This window comes from Halorubrum rutilum (assembly GCF_024494565.1).
In genome coordinates, this window is sequence record NZ_JANHDN010000001.1 from 115,577 (window position 1) to 132,101 (window position 16,525).

17 protein-coding genes and 1 other RNA gene are annotated in these 16,525 nt (G+C 71.1%); 3 read left to right on the plus strand and 15 right to left on the minus strand.

What is annotated here, in order from left to right; translation table 11 throughout:
* Positions 1-31 precede the first annotated feature (31 nt).
* From NO900_RS00570 to NO900_RS00620, 11 genes are all read right to left on the minus strand, one after another.
* Positions 32-793, minus strand: coding sequence for an HAD family hydrolase (locus tag NO900_RS00570; protein ID WP_379791418.1), 762 nt, complete (start codon positions 791-793; stop codon positions 32-34).
* Positions 794-907: 114 nt separating this feature from the next.
* On the minus strand, positions 908-1,702 hold the full coding sequence (gene phnE / locus NO900_RS00575) for a phosphonate ABC transporter, permease protein PhnE (protein WP_256407273.1): 795 nt from the start codon (positions 1,700-1,702) through the stop codon (positions 908-910).
* Positions 1,702-2,538 (minus strand): phosphonate ABC transporter, permease protein PhnE, encoded by an 837-nt coding sequence (gene phnE, locus NO900_RS00580; RefSeq protein WP_256407274.1) that lies wholly within the window; start codon positions 2,536-2,538, stop codon positions 1,702-1,704. Before phnE (NO900_RS00580) ends, phnE (NO900_RS00575) begins: the two co-directional genes overlap by 1 nt.
* 3 nt (positions 2,539-2,541) lie before the next feature.
* The gene (gene phnC / locus NO900_RS00585) at positions 2,542-3,390 is read right to left on the minus strand and encodes a phosphonate ABC transporter ATP-binding protein (protein WP_256407275.1); all 849 of its coding nucleotides are present in this window, start codon (positions 3,388-3,390) and stop codon (positions 2,542-2,544) included.
* Positions 3,391-3,392: 2 nt separating this feature from the next.
* Positions 3,393-4,604, minus strand: a complete 1,212-nt coding sequence (gene phnD / locus NO900_RS00590; RefSeq protein WP_256407276.1) for a phosphate/phosphite/phosphonate ABC transporter substrate-binding protein — start codon at positions 4,602-4,604, stop codon at positions 3,393-3,395.
* Between the two features lie 214 nt (positions 4,605-4,818).
* Positions 4,819-6,096, minus strand: a complete 1,278-nt coding sequence (gene hisD, locus NO900_RS00595) for a histidinol dehydrogenase (RefSeq protein ID WP_256407277.1) — start codon at positions 6,094-6,096, stop codon at positions 4,819-4,821.
* Positions 6,097-6,654: 558 nt separating this feature from the next.
* A complete protein-coding gene (locus NO900_RS00600; RefSeq protein ID WP_256407278.1) occupies positions 6,655-6,864 on the minus strand; it encodes a hypothetical protein in 210 nt (69 codons plus the stop codon).
* 46 nt (positions 6,865-6,910) lie between these two features.
* Positions 6,911-7,876, minus strand: a complete 966-nt coding sequence (locus NO900_RS00605; protein WP_256407279.1) for a phytoene/squalene synthase family protein — start codon at positions 7,874-7,876, stop codon at positions 6,911-6,913.
* Positions 7,877-8,069: 193 nt separating this feature from the next.
* On the minus strand, positions 8,070-8,231 hold the full coding sequence (locus tag NO900_RS00610) for an HVO_2523 family zinc finger protein (protein ID WP_256407280.1): 162 nt from the start codon (positions 8,229-8,231) through the stop codon (positions 8,070-8,072).
* 86 nt (positions 8,232-8,317) lie between these two features.
* Complete coding sequence (locus NO900_RS00615; protein ID WP_256407281.1) at positions 8,318-8,896, minus strand: hypothetical protein; 579 nt, start codon at positions 8,894-8,896, stop codon at positions 8,318-8,320.
* Positions 8,897-8,970: 74 nt separating this feature from the next.
* Complete coding sequence (locus tag NO900_RS00620) at positions 8,971-9,549, minus strand: cysteine hydrolase family protein (protein ID WP_256407282.1); 579 nt, start codon at positions 9,547-9,549, stop codon at positions 8,971-8,973.
* 214 nt (positions 9,550-9,763) lie between these two features.
* On the opposite strand from NO900_RS00620, the gene NO900_RS00625 reads away from it, so the two are divergent.
* Entirely contained in the window at positions 9,764-11,524 is a 1,761-nt protein-coding gene (locus NO900_RS00625; RefSeq protein ID WP_256407283.1) for an Hvo_1808 family surface protein, read from the plus strand.
* Positions 11,525-11,606: 82 nt separating this feature from the next.
* Positions 11,607-12,767 carry a nicotinate phosphoribosyltransferase gene (locus tag NO900_RS00630; RefSeq protein ID WP_256407284.1) on the plus strand — a complete coding sequence of 387 codons (1,161 nt, stop codon included), beginning with the start codon at positions 11,607-11,609 and terminating at the stop codon, positions 12,765-12,767.
* 40 nt (positions 12,768-12,807) lie between these two features.
* On the opposite strand, the gene NO900_RS00635 is transcribed toward NO900_RS00630, so the two are convergent.
* Positions 12,808-13,410: a TIGR00296 family protein gene (locus tag NO900_RS00635; RefSeq protein WP_256407285.1), complete on the minus strand. Its 603-nt coding sequence runs from the start codon at positions 13,408-13,410 to the stop codon at positions 12,808-12,810.
* A 214-nt stretch (positions 13,411-13,624) separates the two neighbouring features.
* Between NO900_RS00635 and rnpB the strand changes: the two genes are divergently transcribed.
* An RNA gene (rnpB, locus tag NO900_RS00640) (RNase P RNA component) lies at positions 13,625-13,987 on the plus strand.
* Positions 13,988-14,442: 455 nt separating this feature from the next.
* On the opposite strand, the gene NO900_RS00645 is transcribed toward rnpB, so the two are convergent.
* The 3 genes from NO900_RS00645 to NO900_RS00655 all read right to left on the minus strand — a co-directional run bounded on the left by NO900_RS00645 (position 14,443) and on the right by NO900_RS00655 (position 16,501).
* Positions 14,443-15,384, minus strand: a complete 942-nt coding sequence (locus tag NO900_RS00645) for a CPBP family intramembrane glutamic endopeptidase (RefSeq protein ID WP_256407286.1) — start codon at positions 15,382-15,384, stop codon at positions 14,443-14,445.
* Positions 15,385-15,465: 81 nt separating this feature from the next.
* A complete protein-coding gene (locus NO900_RS00650) occupies positions 15,466-16,011 on the minus strand; it encodes an NUDIX hydrolase (RefSeq protein ID WP_256407287.1) in 546 nt (181 codons plus the stop codon).
* A gap of 34 nt (positions 16,012-16,045) precedes the next feature.
* Positions 16,046-16,501 (minus strand): hypothetical protein, encoded by a 456-nt coding sequence (locus NO900_RS00655; protein ID WP_256407288.1) that lies wholly within the window; start codon positions 16,499-16,501, stop codon positions 16,046-16,048.
* Positions 16,502-16,525 lie beyond the last annotated feature (24 nt).

Consider the following 16,525-nt stretch of genomic DNA (forward strand, 5'->3'; position numbering starts at 1 on the left):
ATCCCGCACCCACCGCGCTCGCCGAACTCGCTCACCGCGTTCGGTCGTCCGCGCCGTTCGCTCTCGGACGCCCCGCCCCCTCGGGCGAGCCAGCATCGACGAGCCCGATCAGCTCGCGGAGGCTCCCGATCTCGGCCGCCGGCTCGACGCCGAGGTCAAGGTCGGCGTTGTGCTCGCGCCTGAGGAACACTCCGTCGAGCCCGGCGCGCTCGGCGGCGATCACGTCGGTCGCGCGGTCGCCGACGTAGAGCCCGCCGCGGGCGCCGAGCGCGTCGAGGGCCTCGTCGAGGTAGTACGGGTCCGGCTTGCGGCGGCGGAACCCCTCGGGGCCGAGGTCCCGGCCGCGGACGAACGAGAACGCGTCGAGCCGGAAGTGGTCGACGACGAACTCGACGGTCGGGTGGTAGTTGTTGCTCACGAGCCCGACCGGGACGCGCTCGGCGACCGCGTCGATCGCGTCGACGTCGGGACAGAGCCGTCTCGTCCCGGCCGCCAGCCGCTCGACCGAGCGCTTCGCGCTCCGCTCCTCGCGGGCGCGGAACAGCGCCGCCGGGTCGACGCCGAGCGCCGCGCAGGCGTCACGGAACCCCTCGTCGTACGCGTCCGATTCGAGCGAGCGGCGGCGGTCGCCGGCGACCTCCAGTCCGCGCTCGTCGAGGACGTCGTCGAGCGCGCGGGCGTGGACCGCCGAATCGGTCCCCCAGCCGTCGAGGACCACGCCGTCCATGTCGAAGAGGACGACTTCGTCGTTCCGTCCGTCAGTCCGGGCGTCGGTATCGTGAGTCATTATCATGTATCTCGTGTCTCGTCGTCCGTTCGCGGATCGACCGCGGCGCGAGCCGTTCGTACTTACCTACCGTTCCATCTCGGCGGACCGAAGCCGGGACTGCCCCGCAGACAGGGAGTTTCAGCGCACCTTCCGGCGGGCGTACGCCGACACCCCCTCGCTCACCAGCACGACGCCGAGGATGGCGACCAGAAGCGCCGACACCGTCCGCCACGCGAACGAGTCGATCGCCTCGAACAGCTGGACGCCGATCCCGCCGGCACCGACGAACCCGAGGATCGTCGCCGCGCGGACGTTGATGTCCCAGCGGTACACGCTGAGCCCGACTAAGGCGGGCTTGATCTGCGGGACGATCCCGTAGATAAGCAGCTGAGCGGGGCTCGCGCCGGTCGCGCGGACTCCATCCACCTGTCCAAAGTCGATCTCCTCGATCTCCTCGCCGAGGAGCTTCGCGAGAAACCCGATCGACCGGACCGCGGTCGCGACGGTCCCCGCGAGCGCGCCCGGCCCGAGCATCACGACGAACAGCAGCGCCCAGACGATCGTGTGGACCGACCGCGAGACGGTGACGATGAGCTTCCCCAAGGCGTACGTCGCCCGGTTCGGCGTCGTGTTCTCGGCGGAGATGTACGCGACCGGGGCCGCCATCATCACCGCCGCGATCGTCCCGACGACGGCGATCTGTATCGTCTCGGCGAGCGGGCCGACCGCGTTCGGCAGGTACCCCCAGTCCGGCGGGACCATCCGCCCGAAGAGGTCGCCGACCTGCGCCGGCGCGGTGCTCACGTACTGGAGGCTCATGTCGAGCCACTCCCACGAGGCGACCACGACGGCGACGGCGACGGCGACGGACCCGATCCGGAAGAGCCGCTCGCGCGCGTCGAACCGGCTCCACTCGCGCGTGGCGCCCGCCATTACTGGACCCTCCGCCTGACGACGGCACTCACGAACTCGGCGACGAGGACCACGGCGATGATCGCGACGAGGATCGCCGCCACGTAGTCGTACTCGTACCGTTGGTAGGCTCGCTGGAGGAGGACGCCGATCCCACCGGCGCCGACGATCCCGACGATCGTTGACGACCGGATGTTGATGTCCCATCGGTAGACGGCGAGGCCGGCGAACCGCGGAACGACCTGTGGGACGACCCCGTAGACCACGCTCTGAAAGCCTGTCGCGCCGGTCGCTCGGACTGCCTCGACACCGCCCACGTCGATGTCCTCCAGGTCCTCGGCGAACAGTTTCGAGAAGAAGCCGATCGTCTTGAAGCTGATCGCGACGATCCCCGCGAGCGGGCCGAACCCGAGCGCGATGACAGCGATGATCGCGACGATCAGTCCATCGATGGCGCGCGTGGCGCTGATGATCCCGCGGCTCAGGTAGTACACCGGCCGCGGCGCGAGGTTCTCCGCCGCTCCGAACGCGACCGGCAGGCTGATCGCGATCCCGGCGACGGTGGCGACCATCGCCATCGCGATCGTCTCGATCATGCGGTCGAACAGCCTGAGCGTGTATTCGCTGCCGGTCTCGGGTGGCAGCATCGAGTCGATCAGCTCGTAGCCGTAGCCGAGTCCCGAGAGGAACCGCCCGAGGGTGATCTGTAGGCTCGCCACCGACCAGACGACGAGCGCGAGGACGGCCCCGTACACCGCCCACTTCGTGTACCGGTTCCGGAACGCGGTCGGGCGCCGCCACGTCCGCCGATCCGCCGCGCCCGTTGACCCCGTCGGCGAAGACGACTCGGTCGCCACGGGTCAGTCCTCCGCGGGCAGGCGGTCGGACCCGGCGTTCTGCCCGTTCCGCGAGTTCGACTCGTCGTCCGGACCCGACAGCCAGTCCGGGTCCGTCGCGGCCGATTCCGGCGGCTCCTCGCCGCGGTAGATGATTCCCTTCGACTCGTCGGTGAGGTCGCTCGCCGGCCCGTCGAAGACGAGTTCGCCGGCGTGGAGCCCGAGGATTCGGTCCGCGTACGCCTCCGCGAGGTCGACCTCGTGGATGTTGATCAGCACGGGCACGTCGCGGTCCTCGGCGATGTCGGTGAGCAGTTCCATCACGTCGCGGGAGGTCTCGGGGTCGAGGCTCGAGGTCGGCTCGTCGGCCAGCAGGATCTTCGGCTCCTGGACGACCGCCCTCGCGATGCCGACGCGCTGGCGCTGCCCGCCGGAGAGCTCGTCGACCCGCTTGTCCTCCATGCCGTCGAGCCCGACGAGGTCCAAGAGCTCGTAGGCGCGCTCGACGTCCTCCGGCGGGAAGTTCCGTCGGAGAGCCGCCCAGTTCGAGACGTAGCCGAGCCGCCCGGAGAGCACGTTCTCCATCACGGTGAGCCGCTCGACGAGGTTGTACTCCTGGAACACCATCCCGATGTTCCGGCGCGCGTCCCGCAGCCCGTCGTCGTCCAGCGCGGTCAGCTCCGTCTCGTCGAGGCGAACGCTCCCCGTCGTCGGCTCGACCAGCCGGTTGATACACCGGACGAACGTGCTCTTGCCGGCCCCGCTCGGCCCGATCATCGCGACGACCTCGCGGCCGTCGATCCGCACGGAAACGTCGCTGAGCGCCTCGTCACCGGTCGGGTACGTCTTTCCGAGGCTGTCCGTTTCGAGCATCGTTACAGGTTCCCGCTCTCGTACTCGACGCCGTTGTACCGCTGGATGATCAGGATGTCGTTGAAGACGTTCTTGTAGTCGATTTCGACGTACTCGGCCTCACCGGTGTTTTCGGCGTACTCGGTGTCCGTCCAGTCGGTCCCGATGGTCGCTTCTTTGATCCCTTCGACGATGTCCGGGTGGAGGTCGTAGCGGTGGACCATCGGACCCGGCGGGAACGGGTTGCTCGCCCAGACCACTTTGAAATCGTCGTAGTCGATGTCCTCTGTCGCCTGGACGAGGTCGTCGACGCAGGTGCTGCAGATCGGCCCGGCGTCGTAGTCGCCCACCGCGATGCCGCGGGCGGTCTGGTCGTGGCCGCCCGAGAAGTTGACCTCGTAGTCCTCTCCGGCCGTCACGTCGAAGAACTGGTCGAAAAGCGCCGACGGCGCCTGATTGCCCGAGTTCGACGCCGGTTCGGAGTGTGCGATCTCGACGTCGTCGCGCGCGAAGTCGTTGACCGACTGGATATCGTGCTCGTCGTCGCGGGTGACCGCCAGCAGCCGGTAGCCGAACTGTCCGGAGGGACTTATCGGGACCGCGAACGGGACGACGCCGCCGAGGTTGACCCCGAAGGCGGACGTTCCGGTCGAGATATCGCCCAAGTGTCCGCGTCCCGCCCGAAACGACTCGACCGTCGCCGCGTTGGAGTCGACGGGCTGCCACTCGACCGTCCGGCCCGTGGTCTCTTCGAGTCGGTCCAGCAGCGGCTGGATGGTATCCTGGTACTGCGTCTGGCCGGACTCGCCGGGCTTGTCCACGAAAATGAGCGGGTCGGGGTCGACCCACTCGCTCTCGTCGTCGGGCAGCTCCCGTGGCGGGTCGCCGTGAGCTATCTCCTCGACGTCCTGGTTCCGCATGTTCTCCAGGTCCGTCTGGCTCCCCTGGAAGTAGTCGTTCTCCGAGACCGCCGTCATCAGGTAGTTATTCTCCTCCCAGTTGGGCTCGGCTGGATCGAACTCCGAGGCGTCCGCAAGCATCGGGTCGCCCGATCCCCCGTCACCGCCGTCCCCGCCGTCGCCGCCGTCCAAGCCCGCGCCGGCCTCGTCGTTACCGCTACCGCCGCTGCTCCCACCGGTACAGCCTGCCAGTCCGGCGATGCCGACCGCTCCGCCGGCCATGATGAACTTACGCCGCGAACTCGACTCCCGCCGTTGGCCGCTGTCTTCCACCATTGCGGATCGAAAACCGCGTTTTACGGGCAAGAAGCCTGCTATGAGCCGAATATGGCCGTCTAAACCGCTCTGTGGTGGGGCGGCACACACTGTGCGGGAACGAACCGTCCCGTACCCGCTCGGACTGATCTGTGACAGTATATACCGCTCCGGAGACAAGCGTCCGCTCCGGGTCAGGCAGGGGCGGGGTGCGGGGAGGCAGCGGGACGGTAAGTCACTCGAACCGCTTCCGGACGCTCTCGGCGTGCGCCTCCAACCCCTCGGCCTCCGCGAGCGTCGTGACCGTCTCCGAGAGGTCGGCGAGCGCGTCGCGGTCGAGCCGCTGGACCGTCGACGACCGGAGGAAGGTGTCGACTGAGAGCCCGCCGTAGCGCTTCGCGCCGCCGTTCGTCGGCAGCACGTGGTTCGTGCCGGTTGCGTAGTCGCCGGCGGCCACGGGGGAGTACGGGCCGAGGAAGACGGAGCCCGCGTTCGAGATCCGGTCGAGGAGGGCCTCGTCGTCGTCGGCGACGATCGAGAGGTGCTCGGCGGCGTACTCCTCGGCGAACAGCACCGCCTCGGGCATCGAGCGCGCGTGGAGCACGCCCGAGGCCTCGTTGTCGAGGGCGGCGCGGATCGTCTCCTCGCGCTCGCGCCCCGCGGCCTGTGCGTCGACCGCCTCGGCGACCGCCTCGGCGAGGTCGGCGTCGGCGGTGACCGCGACGACCGAGGCGTTCGGGTCGTGCTCGGCCTGCGCGACGAGGTCGGCCGCGACGAGCTCGGGGTCGGCCGTGTCGTCGGCGAGCACGAGCACCTCGCTCGGCCCCGCGAGGAAGTCGATCTCGACGTCGCCCTGCACGACCGCCTTCGCGGCGGTGACCCACTTGTTGCCGGGGCCGACCACCTTCTGCGCGTTCGTCACCGTCTCGGTGCCGTACGCGAGCGCGGCGATCGCCTGCGCGCCGCCGACCTGATAGACGGCGTCGGCGCCGGCCTCGTGGATCGCCGCGAGCGTGACCCGGTTCAGCTCCTCGGCCGGCGGGGTCGCGACGGCGACGTGGTCGACGCCGGCGACGACCGCCGGGATGACGCCCATCAGCGCGCTGGAGGGGTACGCCGCCGCGCCGCCGGGCACGTACACCCCCGCGCGGTCGATCGGGCGGAACCGGCGGCCCAGCTCCCGGCCGCCGAACTCGTCGCGCCAGTCCTCGGGGCGCTGCCGCTCGTGGAACGCCCGTACGTTGGCGGCGGCCTCGCGGACCGCGTCGAGGACCGGGTCGTCCGCGTCGTCCAGTTCGGCGTGCGCGCGCTCGGCGTCGTCCGTCACGTCGATGTTGCCGACCGTCACGCCGTCGAACTCCTCGGCGAACTCCCGCAGGGCGACGTCGCCCTCCTCGCGCACTCGGCCGACGATCTCGCTCACGTCGTCGCGGACCGCGTCGACGCCGGCGTCGCGCTCGAAGAGGGCGCGCCGCTCGGCCGGCGAGAGGTCGGCAACGGTTCGTACGTTCATACGACCCCTGCGAGCCGCGGTCAAAAGGGCGTTCCGACTTCGCCCACCTCGGTCGGACGCCCGGATGTCACCGACTGGGCTTCTGTTGTGCGGTATTTAAATAACCGCGAGCGACGACGACAACCAGTCATAAACCGGTGCGGTGGCGCGTGCCTCCGAGTGGCCGCCCTCGGCGGCCAAGAGGAGCGCGCGGGGGTGGGGGGGGTTCTGCGCGGCATCGCCCGCGCTGACCCGTCCGCCGAGGCTGGGGAGGCGTGAGGTGCGGTCGCTGTGCGGGCGGGGTGGGACTCAAAGGGGCAGCCGCGAGGACGACTCAGGCGACGTAAGCACCGCAAGGAGCGAGTGAAACGAGCGACTGAGGAGCGAGTGAAACGAGCGACTGAGGAGCGCAGCGAGCGTAAGTCGTCCTCGCGGCTGGGGCTTTGGGGGTGTCCGTCGCGGATTCGATGCCAGGAGCGTATCGTCGAGCGGTTAGGGCCGTGCGGTTGATCTCGATGTCGCCGGTCGCGTTCGGCCGAGCAGCCGGGGCGTTGGAGGCGTTCAGCGCGGAGAAGTCGATCACTCCAACTCTCTAACTCCCGTCACGTCGAGCGTCGCGAGGACGACGAGGACCGCAAGCAGCCCCGCGGCGACAAAGAGGATCGGCGCCGACAGCGCCACGGCCAGCTCGTACGGCGCGAGGAGGCGGGTCGTGCCGCGGACGACGAACGACAGAAAGACGAGTCCGAAGGCGAGCAGCGCGAGGCCGACGAAGCGGGACCGGTTCATTCCGACCCCCGACGCCCCGGTCCCCGGCGCCCCGGATCCCCCACGCTCAGTCCGACTGCGCGACGCCCGAGCCGTGCGGCCCGTGCTCCCGGTGGTCGCGGGCGCCGTCGAAGCCGCGGCACATCTCGTAGAACACCGCCTCGGGGTCCCTGTTCCACTGCCACTTCCAGCGCGTCCGGACGAGCAGCGAGATCTTGCGGGTAAAGGAGAGCTCCGGCGTCGTCGACACCGTGTCGTACCCCAGGTTCCGAATGAGCCGGTGGTGGTCAGCGTACAGCACCGCCGCGAGCAGCACCGCCAGCTGGCAGTCCTCGGGGAGGTACTTGATCCCCGCGACCCCCTCCTCGTAGAGCCGCTCCGTCCGGGCGAGCTCCTCGCGGATCGCGGCCGCGACGTTCGCGTCGAACTCGAGGTCGAGGATCTGCTCCTCGGTCACGTCGTGCCGCCGGAGCGTCTCCAAGGGGAGGTAGATCCGGTCGCGCTCCACGACGTCCTCCCGGACGTCCCGGATGAAGTTCGTCATCTGGAACGCCTCGCCGAGCTTGGTGGCGTGCGGGAGCGCCGCGGCCTCGGTCTCCTCGTCGAGCTCCATGATCGCCGTCATCATCCGGCCGACCGCGGCCGCGGAGCCGTCCATGTACGCCTCCAGCTCCTCGTACGTCTCGTAGCGGTCGGTGTCGATGTCGCTCTCCATCGCGTCGACGAACGAGTGGACGTCCTCGTCGGCGATCCCGTGCTCGGCCTTGATCTCGGCGAACGCCTCCAGCACCGGGTCGTCCGTCGCCTCCTCGCCGAGCGCGGCCCGCCGGAGCCGGTCGAGCTCGGCGCGCTGTTCGGCCGGGGGGTCGGTGTCCTCCGCGTCGACGACCTCGTCGGCGATCCGGAAGAAGCCGTACAGCACGTACGTGGCGTGGCGGATCCGCTCCGGCAGCAGCCGCGTGGCGACGTGGAACGTCTTCCCCGTGCGACGCTGGATCCGCTTGCTCCGGGCAACCTGGGTGTGCTCTACCATGATGACCCCTGGCGGTCGGCGAAGAGGGTCGAGAGCGGGTCGCCGGTCATGGCAGAAAAATCGACCTCCAAGAACATAACAGTTCGCACATCCATTGTTGTTTTCACCCCGACGCCCGTTGATTCCGTCTCGATCCGAGAGACGCGAAGGGGGTCCGGTCGAGCGAAAACCGGGGCGCCGCGGCGCTCCGCGCTCAGTAGAAGGTGTCGCTACAGTCGTAGACGACGCCGTGAGCCGGACAGACGTACTTGCAGTGTCGATGGTACATCGGCGTCCCGCAGCGCGGGCACGGTCGGCCGCCCCGGCCGGCCGCCGTCTCCTCCGAAGCGGTCCCGTCGCCGTCGCCCTCGGTCATACCGTCCCGTACCGACGCCGGAGGCATAACAGATCCCCCTCCGCGCCGCGGATCGCCCCCCGGTCATCACCGTCGTCCCTAACGAGTCAGGTCGCCGCCAGCGACTCGTACACCGACTCCGCGACGCGCTCCTCGCCGAACGGGAGCGTCAGCACCCCGCCCCACCCGTCGTCGGTCAGCGCGCTCACCGTCGGCTCGTCCAGCTCGACCCGCCGGACCTCGGTCCCGTCGAGCGTCATCGACGCGACGAACCGCTCCGGCTCGCCGACCGCGCCCGACGCCGCCAGCCGCTCCTGGAAGGCGTCGACCCCGTCGCCGTCGAGCGCGACGTACACGAGGTACTCGCCGTCGCCGTCGAAGACGCCCTCCACCTCGTCGAGGTCGGCCGCGCCGAACAGCCGCCGGTCGACCTCCCCGTCGCGGAGGAGCCGCGCCTCGAACGGGGCGTCCGGGTCGGCGTCGACCGCGCCGGCCGAGCCGCCGCTCTCGCCCGCCCCGGCCGAACCCCCGCCCACCGGGTCGCCGTCGATCGGTCCGCCGCCGCCCGCGCCGGCGTCGCTCGCGGCCCCGCCGTCCGACACCGCCGTCGCCCCGGCGAACCCGACGGCGCCGACCGCGCAGGCGGCGCCGACGCCCGCGAGCATCCCGCGTCGAGAGAGTTCCATACCCGACCGTTCCCGCCGGGGTTCAAAAGGGTTACACGCCGATTTGCGCGGCTGATAACGACGCGCCGGCCGATTCACGCCTCCGCGAACTCGACGTCCCCGAGGGCCGTCGTCTCGCCGAACAGCCAGTCCGCGTGGTCGACGGCGTACTCGCGGTGGTCCTCGGTGATGTACCCCAGCGCGTCCTCGACGACGACGGGCCGGTAGTCGCGGAGCCCCGCGCTGCCGGCGGTGTGGAGGACGCAGACGTTCGCGAGCGTCCCGCAGATCAGCAGGTCAGAGATCCCGTGCGCGTCGAGGTGTCCCTCCAGATCGGTGTTGTAGAAGGCGTCGTAGGTGTGCTTCTCGACGACGTGGTCGGCCTCGCCCACGTCGAGCCCCTCGACGAGCTCGGCGTCCCACGACCCCTCGACGACGTGCTCGCCCCAGCGGTCGAACTCGTCGTAGTAGTGCGCGTCGTCGAACTGCTCCGGCGGGTGGACGTCGCGGGTGTAGACGACGCTCGCGCCGGCCTCGCGCGCCCGTTCGACCAGCGCCGTCACCGGCCCGATCGCCGCCTCGCTCGGCTCGGCGTAGAGGCTCCCGTCCGGGTGACAGAACCCGTTCTGCATGTCGACGACGATCACCGCGGTTTCGGTCGGATCGTACGGCATGGGCGACGGTTGGGCGTCGCGACCCAAAAATCCGAAGCCGGAGCGGGGGCGACCGTCGGGCGCGTCCGGGCCGACCGCCGGGTGCGTCCGGGCCGACCGCCGGGTGCGTCCGGGCCGCCACCGCGGACCGTCCCCGGGCCGACCGCCGCACCGACGGCGCCCCCGGAGCCGCCGCACCGACAAACTACTTATCCGGTCGGTCGTAATCGCCCCTATGCGACGGGTTCTCACCCTCTCGGTCGTCGCCGCCGCGATCGCCCTCCTCTCGCTCGGCGTCGGCGGGGTCGCCGCCGCCGGCCCGGTCGCCGCCGGTCCGGTCGCCGAAAGCGTCGCGGTCAACTCGGCGGCCGCCGGGGGCGCCGCGCCGGCCAGCGCGACCGCGGCCGAGTGCGAGGCCGGCGACGGCGCCGACCTCGTCGGCTGCTGGAACGGGACCCACTACGAGGAGGAGCTCTCCTTCAACCAGAGCGACGGGCTCAACGAGTCCGAGCTGGAGGCGCTGACGCACCTGACGATGGCGCGCGTCGAGCACCTCCGCGAGCGGCCGTTCCGGGAGGACGTGCCGGTCGCGACCGTCACCCGGAGCGAGTACGCCAACGACACCGCGAGCGGCGGGAACGGCTCGACCGACGAGGCGTTCCGGCGCTGGAACGACCAGGTGTGGGAGGCGCTGTTCGTCGTCGGCGAGGACGAGAACGCGAACGACGAGATCGACGCGGTGTTCGGCGGCGCCGTCTCCGGCTTCTACTCGCCGGCGCAGGACCGGATCGTCCTCGTCGTCCCCGAGGGCGAGGAGGCCCGGATCGACCCCTCGACGCTGGCGCACGAGCTCGTCCACGGGATGCAGGACCAGTACCACGACCTCACGCGGCCCCGATACGCCGGCGCCACGCAGGACGGCGACCTCGCGGTCGACGGGATCGTCGAGGGCGAGGCCGTTCACGTCGAGGAGCTGTACGCCGCCCGCTGCGCGGCCGACTGGACCTGCCTCGACGCGCCGAGCGGCGGGGGCGGCGGGTCGCCGGCCGACTTCAACTTCGGCATCCTCCAGACCGTGCTCCAGCCGTACTCGGACGGCGCGCTCTACGTCGAGGAGCTGGTCGACGAGGGCGGGTGGGAGGCCGTCAACGAGACGATGACCGAGCCGCCGGGGAGCACCGCCGAGGTGATCCACCGGAACCCAGAGTACGAGACCCGTAACGTGACGTTCGAGGACGCCGCGACCGGCGAGTGGGAGACGTATCCCGACCAGGGGGTCGACGGCGCTGAGACGACCGGCGAGGCGTCGATGTTCGTGATGTTCTGGTACCAGAGCTTCGAGTACGGGTACCCGGTGCTCGACCCGGACGCGAGCCCCCGCGAGAACGTCCGGATCCACACGCGGCCGGACGAGGAGCTCCGGACCCGCGCGAACTACAACTACGCCCACGAGTCGACCGACGGCTGGGCGGGCGACGAGCTCTACCCGTACCGCGCCGGCGACGGCGACGACGCCCGCGACGGCTACGTCTGGGTGACGGAGTGGCAGACCCCCGGCGACGCCGCCGACTTCCGCGAGACGTACGTCACGATGATCACCGCTCACGGCGGCGACGAGTACGAGGCGGGCCGGGTGTACGAGATCGACGGCGGCGACTTCCCCGGCGCCTACGGCGTCGTGCGCGACGGGACTCGCGTGACGATCGCGCACGCCCCGACGCCCGACGGCGTCCTTGAAGTGCGTCCCGACGCGGACCTCGCGCCGCCCGCGACCGACGGCGACGGGACCGATGACACCGGCGACGGCGGCGCGGGCGACGAGGGCGGTTCGGACGGTGACGACGGGACCGACGAGGGGATCGACGGCGACGACGCCGACGGCTCGTCGGGACCGGACGCCTCGACCGGAGACGCGGCCCCCGGGTTCGGGGTCGTCGCCGCCCTCCTCGGACTGCTGGCGGCGGTGTCGCTGCTCGCGCGCCGGACCCGAGACTGACCGGCGCCGGCGGGCCGGAGGTCGGTGGAGCGTCGGCGTCGGACCCGGACCGCTTTTCTCTCGCGCGGGCCTGTTCCGTGACATGACCGAGTTCGACATCGTCGACGCGGCCGCGATCCGCGACGGTCGGGCGACGGACGCCTACTTCGAGCGGACCGAGGCCGCGCTGGAGGGCGCCGGCCGGAACCCGCGGGTCGTCGCCGAGGTGACCGCCGACCAGTTCCCCGACGGCGACTTCGAGCTGTTCGCCGGGCTGAAGGACGCGCTCGCGCTGTTGGAGGGGCGCGACGTCGACGTCGACGCGGTCCCCGAGGGCCGGCTGTTCGACGGCGGCCCGGTGATGCGGATCGAGGGGCCGTACCTCGCGTTCGCGCGGCTGGAGACCGCCCTCCTCGGCTTCCTCTCGCACGCCTCGGGGATGGCGACCGCCGCGCTCGACTGCCGGGTCGCGGCGCCGGAGTCGTCGGTGCTCTCCTTCGGCGCGCGCCACGTCCACCCCTCGATGACGGCGGCGGTCGAGCGGTCGGCGCTCGTCGCGGGGTTCGACGGGTTCTCGCACGTCGCCGCCGGTGACCTCATCGGCCGGGAGGCGTCGGGGACGATGCCCCACGCGCTCTCCATCTGCTTCGGCCGCGGCGCACAGGAGGCCGCGTGGCGCGCCTTCGACGAGGCCGTCGACGAGTCGGTGCCCCGGATCGCGCTCTGTGACACCTACTCCGACGAGGTCGACGAGACGCTCCGGGCGGTCGACGCGCTCGGCGACCGGCTGGACGGCGTCCGGCTCGACACCACCGGCTCGCGCCGCGGCGACTTCAGACACATCGTTCGCGAAGTCCAGTGGGAGCTCGACGCCCGCGGCCACGCCGACGTCGACGTGTACGTCTCCGGCGGGCTCGGTCCCGCCGACCTCCGGGAGCTTCGGGACGTCGTCGACGGCTTCGGCGTGGGCGGGTACGTCTCCAACGCCGACCCGGTCGACTTCGCGCTCGATGTCGTCGCCGTCGACGGCGAGCCGGCCGCGAAGCGCGGCAAGCTCTCGGGCGCGAAGGCCGTCTACCGCACCGCCGACGGCGCACACGCGGTCGGGCTCGCCGACCGCTCGGGCCCCGAGGACGCGGAGTCGCTCATGGAGCCGGCGATCCGCGACGGCGAGGTCGTCGCCGACGACATCGCCGACCTCGCGGGCGCGACAAAGCGCGCGCTCGCGGACGCGGAGGCGGTCGGGTACGGAACGGACGGATAGGGGGCGAAGAAGTGCGCGGATCGGCCGCGGTTCCGGCCGGTTACAGCTCCTCGACGGCGCCGCCGTCGGCGCGCTCTCGGAACACCTGGCCCTCGATGAGCGTCACCATCGTCTCCTCGTCCTGCCAAGCGTCCGGGGCCAGCTTCGCCTTCCGGCAGGCGCGCGAGAGGAACTCGGCGCCGGACCAGCCGTTCTCGACGGGCACGGTCGGGTAGAGCCAGCCGTGCGAGTTGCCGCCGTCGACGGCGACGCCGTGGGTGCCGATCTCCAGGTCGGCGAGGGGGTCGTTGGTGAGCACCGTGTTCGAGACGACGAACACGGAGACGGTGAGGTTGTCGAGCTCCTGCGGCTCGACCTCCGAGCCGCAGGAGTCGTCGGAGGCGGCCTTGATCGCGGCCTCGACGATCGCGTGGCCGAGCTGGTCGGAGGTCTCCCACGCGCCGGCGCAGCCGCGGAGCCGGCCTCGGCCCCTGGTGGACTCCAGTCGAACGAACGCCCCGGTGCGGGCGTAGAACGCCTCGCGCATGCTGCCGGGTTGTTCGCGTTGTCCGTGTCGGACGAACGACTCGACCGCCTCCCGCGCGAGTTCGACCGCTCGTGCACCGTCGTCGTACGACAGCTGAACGGTCTGGGCCTCGGACATAAAGGACCATTACGTTGCTGACGACTTGAACGCTTCCCTTGCGAATCGATAGCACGGCGTCACCGCCGAGCGTCCCCGTCTCGGTCCCGATCGCCATCGTTTCGGCTCCGATCGTTCCCGTCTCGGCTCCGACCGTCCCCGTCTCGCCCGCCAATCGGGCTCGGCCGACCCCCGACCGAATCGCTTATTCGCGCCCCCGGCGAACGTCGGGCCGGACAGAGGGAGCCCGACTCCCGTGCCTCCGGCATGAGGAAAGTCCCCCCACCGGCCGGACGGGCGACCGGGCACACGCCCGGAGTCGGAGACGGCTGGCTCTGGAACAGCAACGACACCCCCCGCCCCGACCTGTGAATCGCGTTCGGTCGGCTCGGCGACCGGCGGCGTTCGCGGGGTCACCCGCGAACGAGCGAACCGACCCGCGAGGGAAGGGAGTTAACCCGAGGAGGATCGACGGGCGGGAACGGATGGAACGGCGAATCCTCGCCGGTGCAAGTCCGCGCCACAAGGTAGTCCGGCCACGGCGCGGACGCTCAGCCGAATGTCGGGACGAACCGAAGGGGGCTTACTCCCCTCAGTCCACCGCTACTCGATAGCTGATGGTGTTTCGCTCGTTTGGTTATAACTCATTGCTTGTTCGGTCTTGGTGGACACCCCCAAAGCCCCAGCCGCTCGGTTACACGTGGGTGTCACCGGATCCCCGGTAAACACCTCCAAAGCCCCAGCCGGGAGACGGGCGCACGCTCGCTGCGCTCCTCACTCGGTCGCTCACTTTGTTCGCTTCCTCGTTGCGGTGCTTACGTCGCCTGCGCCCGCCTCCCGGCTGCCCCTTTGAGCCCCGCCCCGCACAGCACCGCGACCGCAGCCTCACGCCTCCCCAACCTCGTCGGTGGTCCTCCGCTTCGCTCCGGACCACCGACTTCCCTCGCGCGTGCTCCTCACACCCTGCGGGTGCTCGGAGGCACGCGCCGCCGCCTCAGTCGCTTACAACATCCCGTCGCCGTCGAAGGAACCCTCGATTCGCTGCCTGACGAATCAAACCGGTAGCAGCGCCGCGCTGCCGCCGGCCGCTGCTCGGAGCTCGTCGCTGTAAGCGATGGTGATGTACAGGATCGTGAAGATGACGGCGTTGTGGAGGCCGTGGAGCAGCGCCGGAACGACGAGGTTCCCGGTGTACTCGTACACCGCGCCGAAGACGATGCTCGGGAAGAAGAGGATGGCGATTGTGGTGAGTCGCCCGGAGATCCCGCCCGTCAGCGCCATCACGTGGACCGCCGCGAAGATCGCGGAGGCGATGAGGATCGCGGGCGCCGGCGACAGCGTCTCCCGGAGCCGCCCCTGCACGACGCCGCGGTACAGGATCTCCTCGGAGGGCCCGATCACGAGGAACGACGCCGCGACGAGGAGGGGAATGATCGCGGGGTTCTGCATCGCCAGCTCCGCGCTCTGATTGGACGCGGTCTCGGTGCCGAGCTGCTGGATCACGGCCGAGACGGCCGTGATCGCGACCAGGATGAGCGCCCAGCTCCCGATCACGAGGCCGATCTCCTTCAGGCTCGGCCGCCGCACCCCGAGGTACGCGACGATCCCGGCGCGGTCGAGCCCCCGCCACGCGAGGTAGCCGAGCGCCAGCCCGCCGAACGCGACGTACTGGCCCAACACCAGCGTGAGCGCGAGGCTCGCGGCGAGCGGGAGCCCGCCGGTCACGGTGTTGATCCCGAGCACCACGCCCCCGCTGGCGAGGGCGATCGCGGGACCGAGGACCCCCAGGAGCAGGGCCGTCCCGATCGCGACCGCGACGGCGCGACCGCCCGGGCCCTCCGGCGCGGTCGAGGCGACGGCGTCGTCGGCGGTCGCCGGCCCGTCGCCGGGCGCGGTCGAGCCGTCCGCCGGCTCGCCGCCGTCGGGAGCGCTCGGTTCGCCGCCGGAAGCCCCCGGCTCCCGTCGATTCCCGTCGTCGCTGGAGGGGTCAGCCATTACCCGGCGTACGGGCCCACGCATAATAGGGCTGTTCGTGCCGGGGCCCCGGGTGCGGTCGTCGCCGGCCCCACTCCCGCCTCACCGGTGCAGCAGCTCGTACCAGAGCACGGCGGTCACGGCCCGCCCGTCGCGCAGCCCCTCGTCGACGACGGCCGACAGCAGGTCGTCGTACGGGACCGTCTCGACCGCGATCGACTCGTTGTGGTCGAGGTCGCGCTCGGCCGTCGGTTCGCAGCCCGTCGCGAGGAAGTGGTGGTGGACCGCGTCCGCCATCCCGTTCGTCGGCTCGACGGTCGTCAGGCGCTCGAAGGCGTCGGCCTCGTACCCCGTCTCCTCGGCGAGCTCGCGGGCCGCGGCCCGTTCGAGGTCGGCGGCGTCCTCCGGCTCGACCGTCCCGGCCGGGAGCCCGCGGTTGACCCGGCCGACCGCCTGCCGCCACTCGTCGATGACGACGACGTCGCCGTCGGGGGTCAACGGGAGCACCACGACCGCCGGCGGCTCGTCGACGTAGTGGAAGCCGTCGGTCTCGCCGCCCGGGAACCGCACTTCGTCGCGACGCACGTCGAAGCCGGGACAGCGGTAGTCGATCTCGGTGCCGAGCGTCTCCCACGCCAGATCGTCCATGCGTCCGGGTCGGCGCTCGGGCACCTAAATCCCCTCACTCGGTCGGATCCGATCCGCTTCGAGCCCGGAACGCCTCGACCGCGCGGACCGCGACCGCGCCGGCGACCCACGCGAGCGTGCCCAAGACCAGGGCCTCGACGCCGACGAAGACGAGGCCGTCGACCGACAGCAGCGCGGCGACTCGCTCCCCGGCCGGGCGCCCGGAGAGCCCGAGCAGGTAGTGGTCGGCGCTGTACCCGAGGAGCGCGCCGTAGACGGCCGCCCACGCGAGCGCCAGCCCGGCCCGTCGATAGGCGAGGGCTACGGCCGCGACGGCGCCGAGGAGCGCCGCCTGTCCCGCGAGGAACACGACCCCGCCGGAGACCTCGAAGACCCCGAGCGCGTAGGCGGCGAAGGAGGCGAGGAACAACAGCGGCGGGGCGAGGAGCCGGTTCCGACGCGGCGAGCCGTTCCGATTCGAGCCGAGGAGGACGCGGCGAGCGAGGGACACGTTCCCGGATCGTCGCGGTCGCCT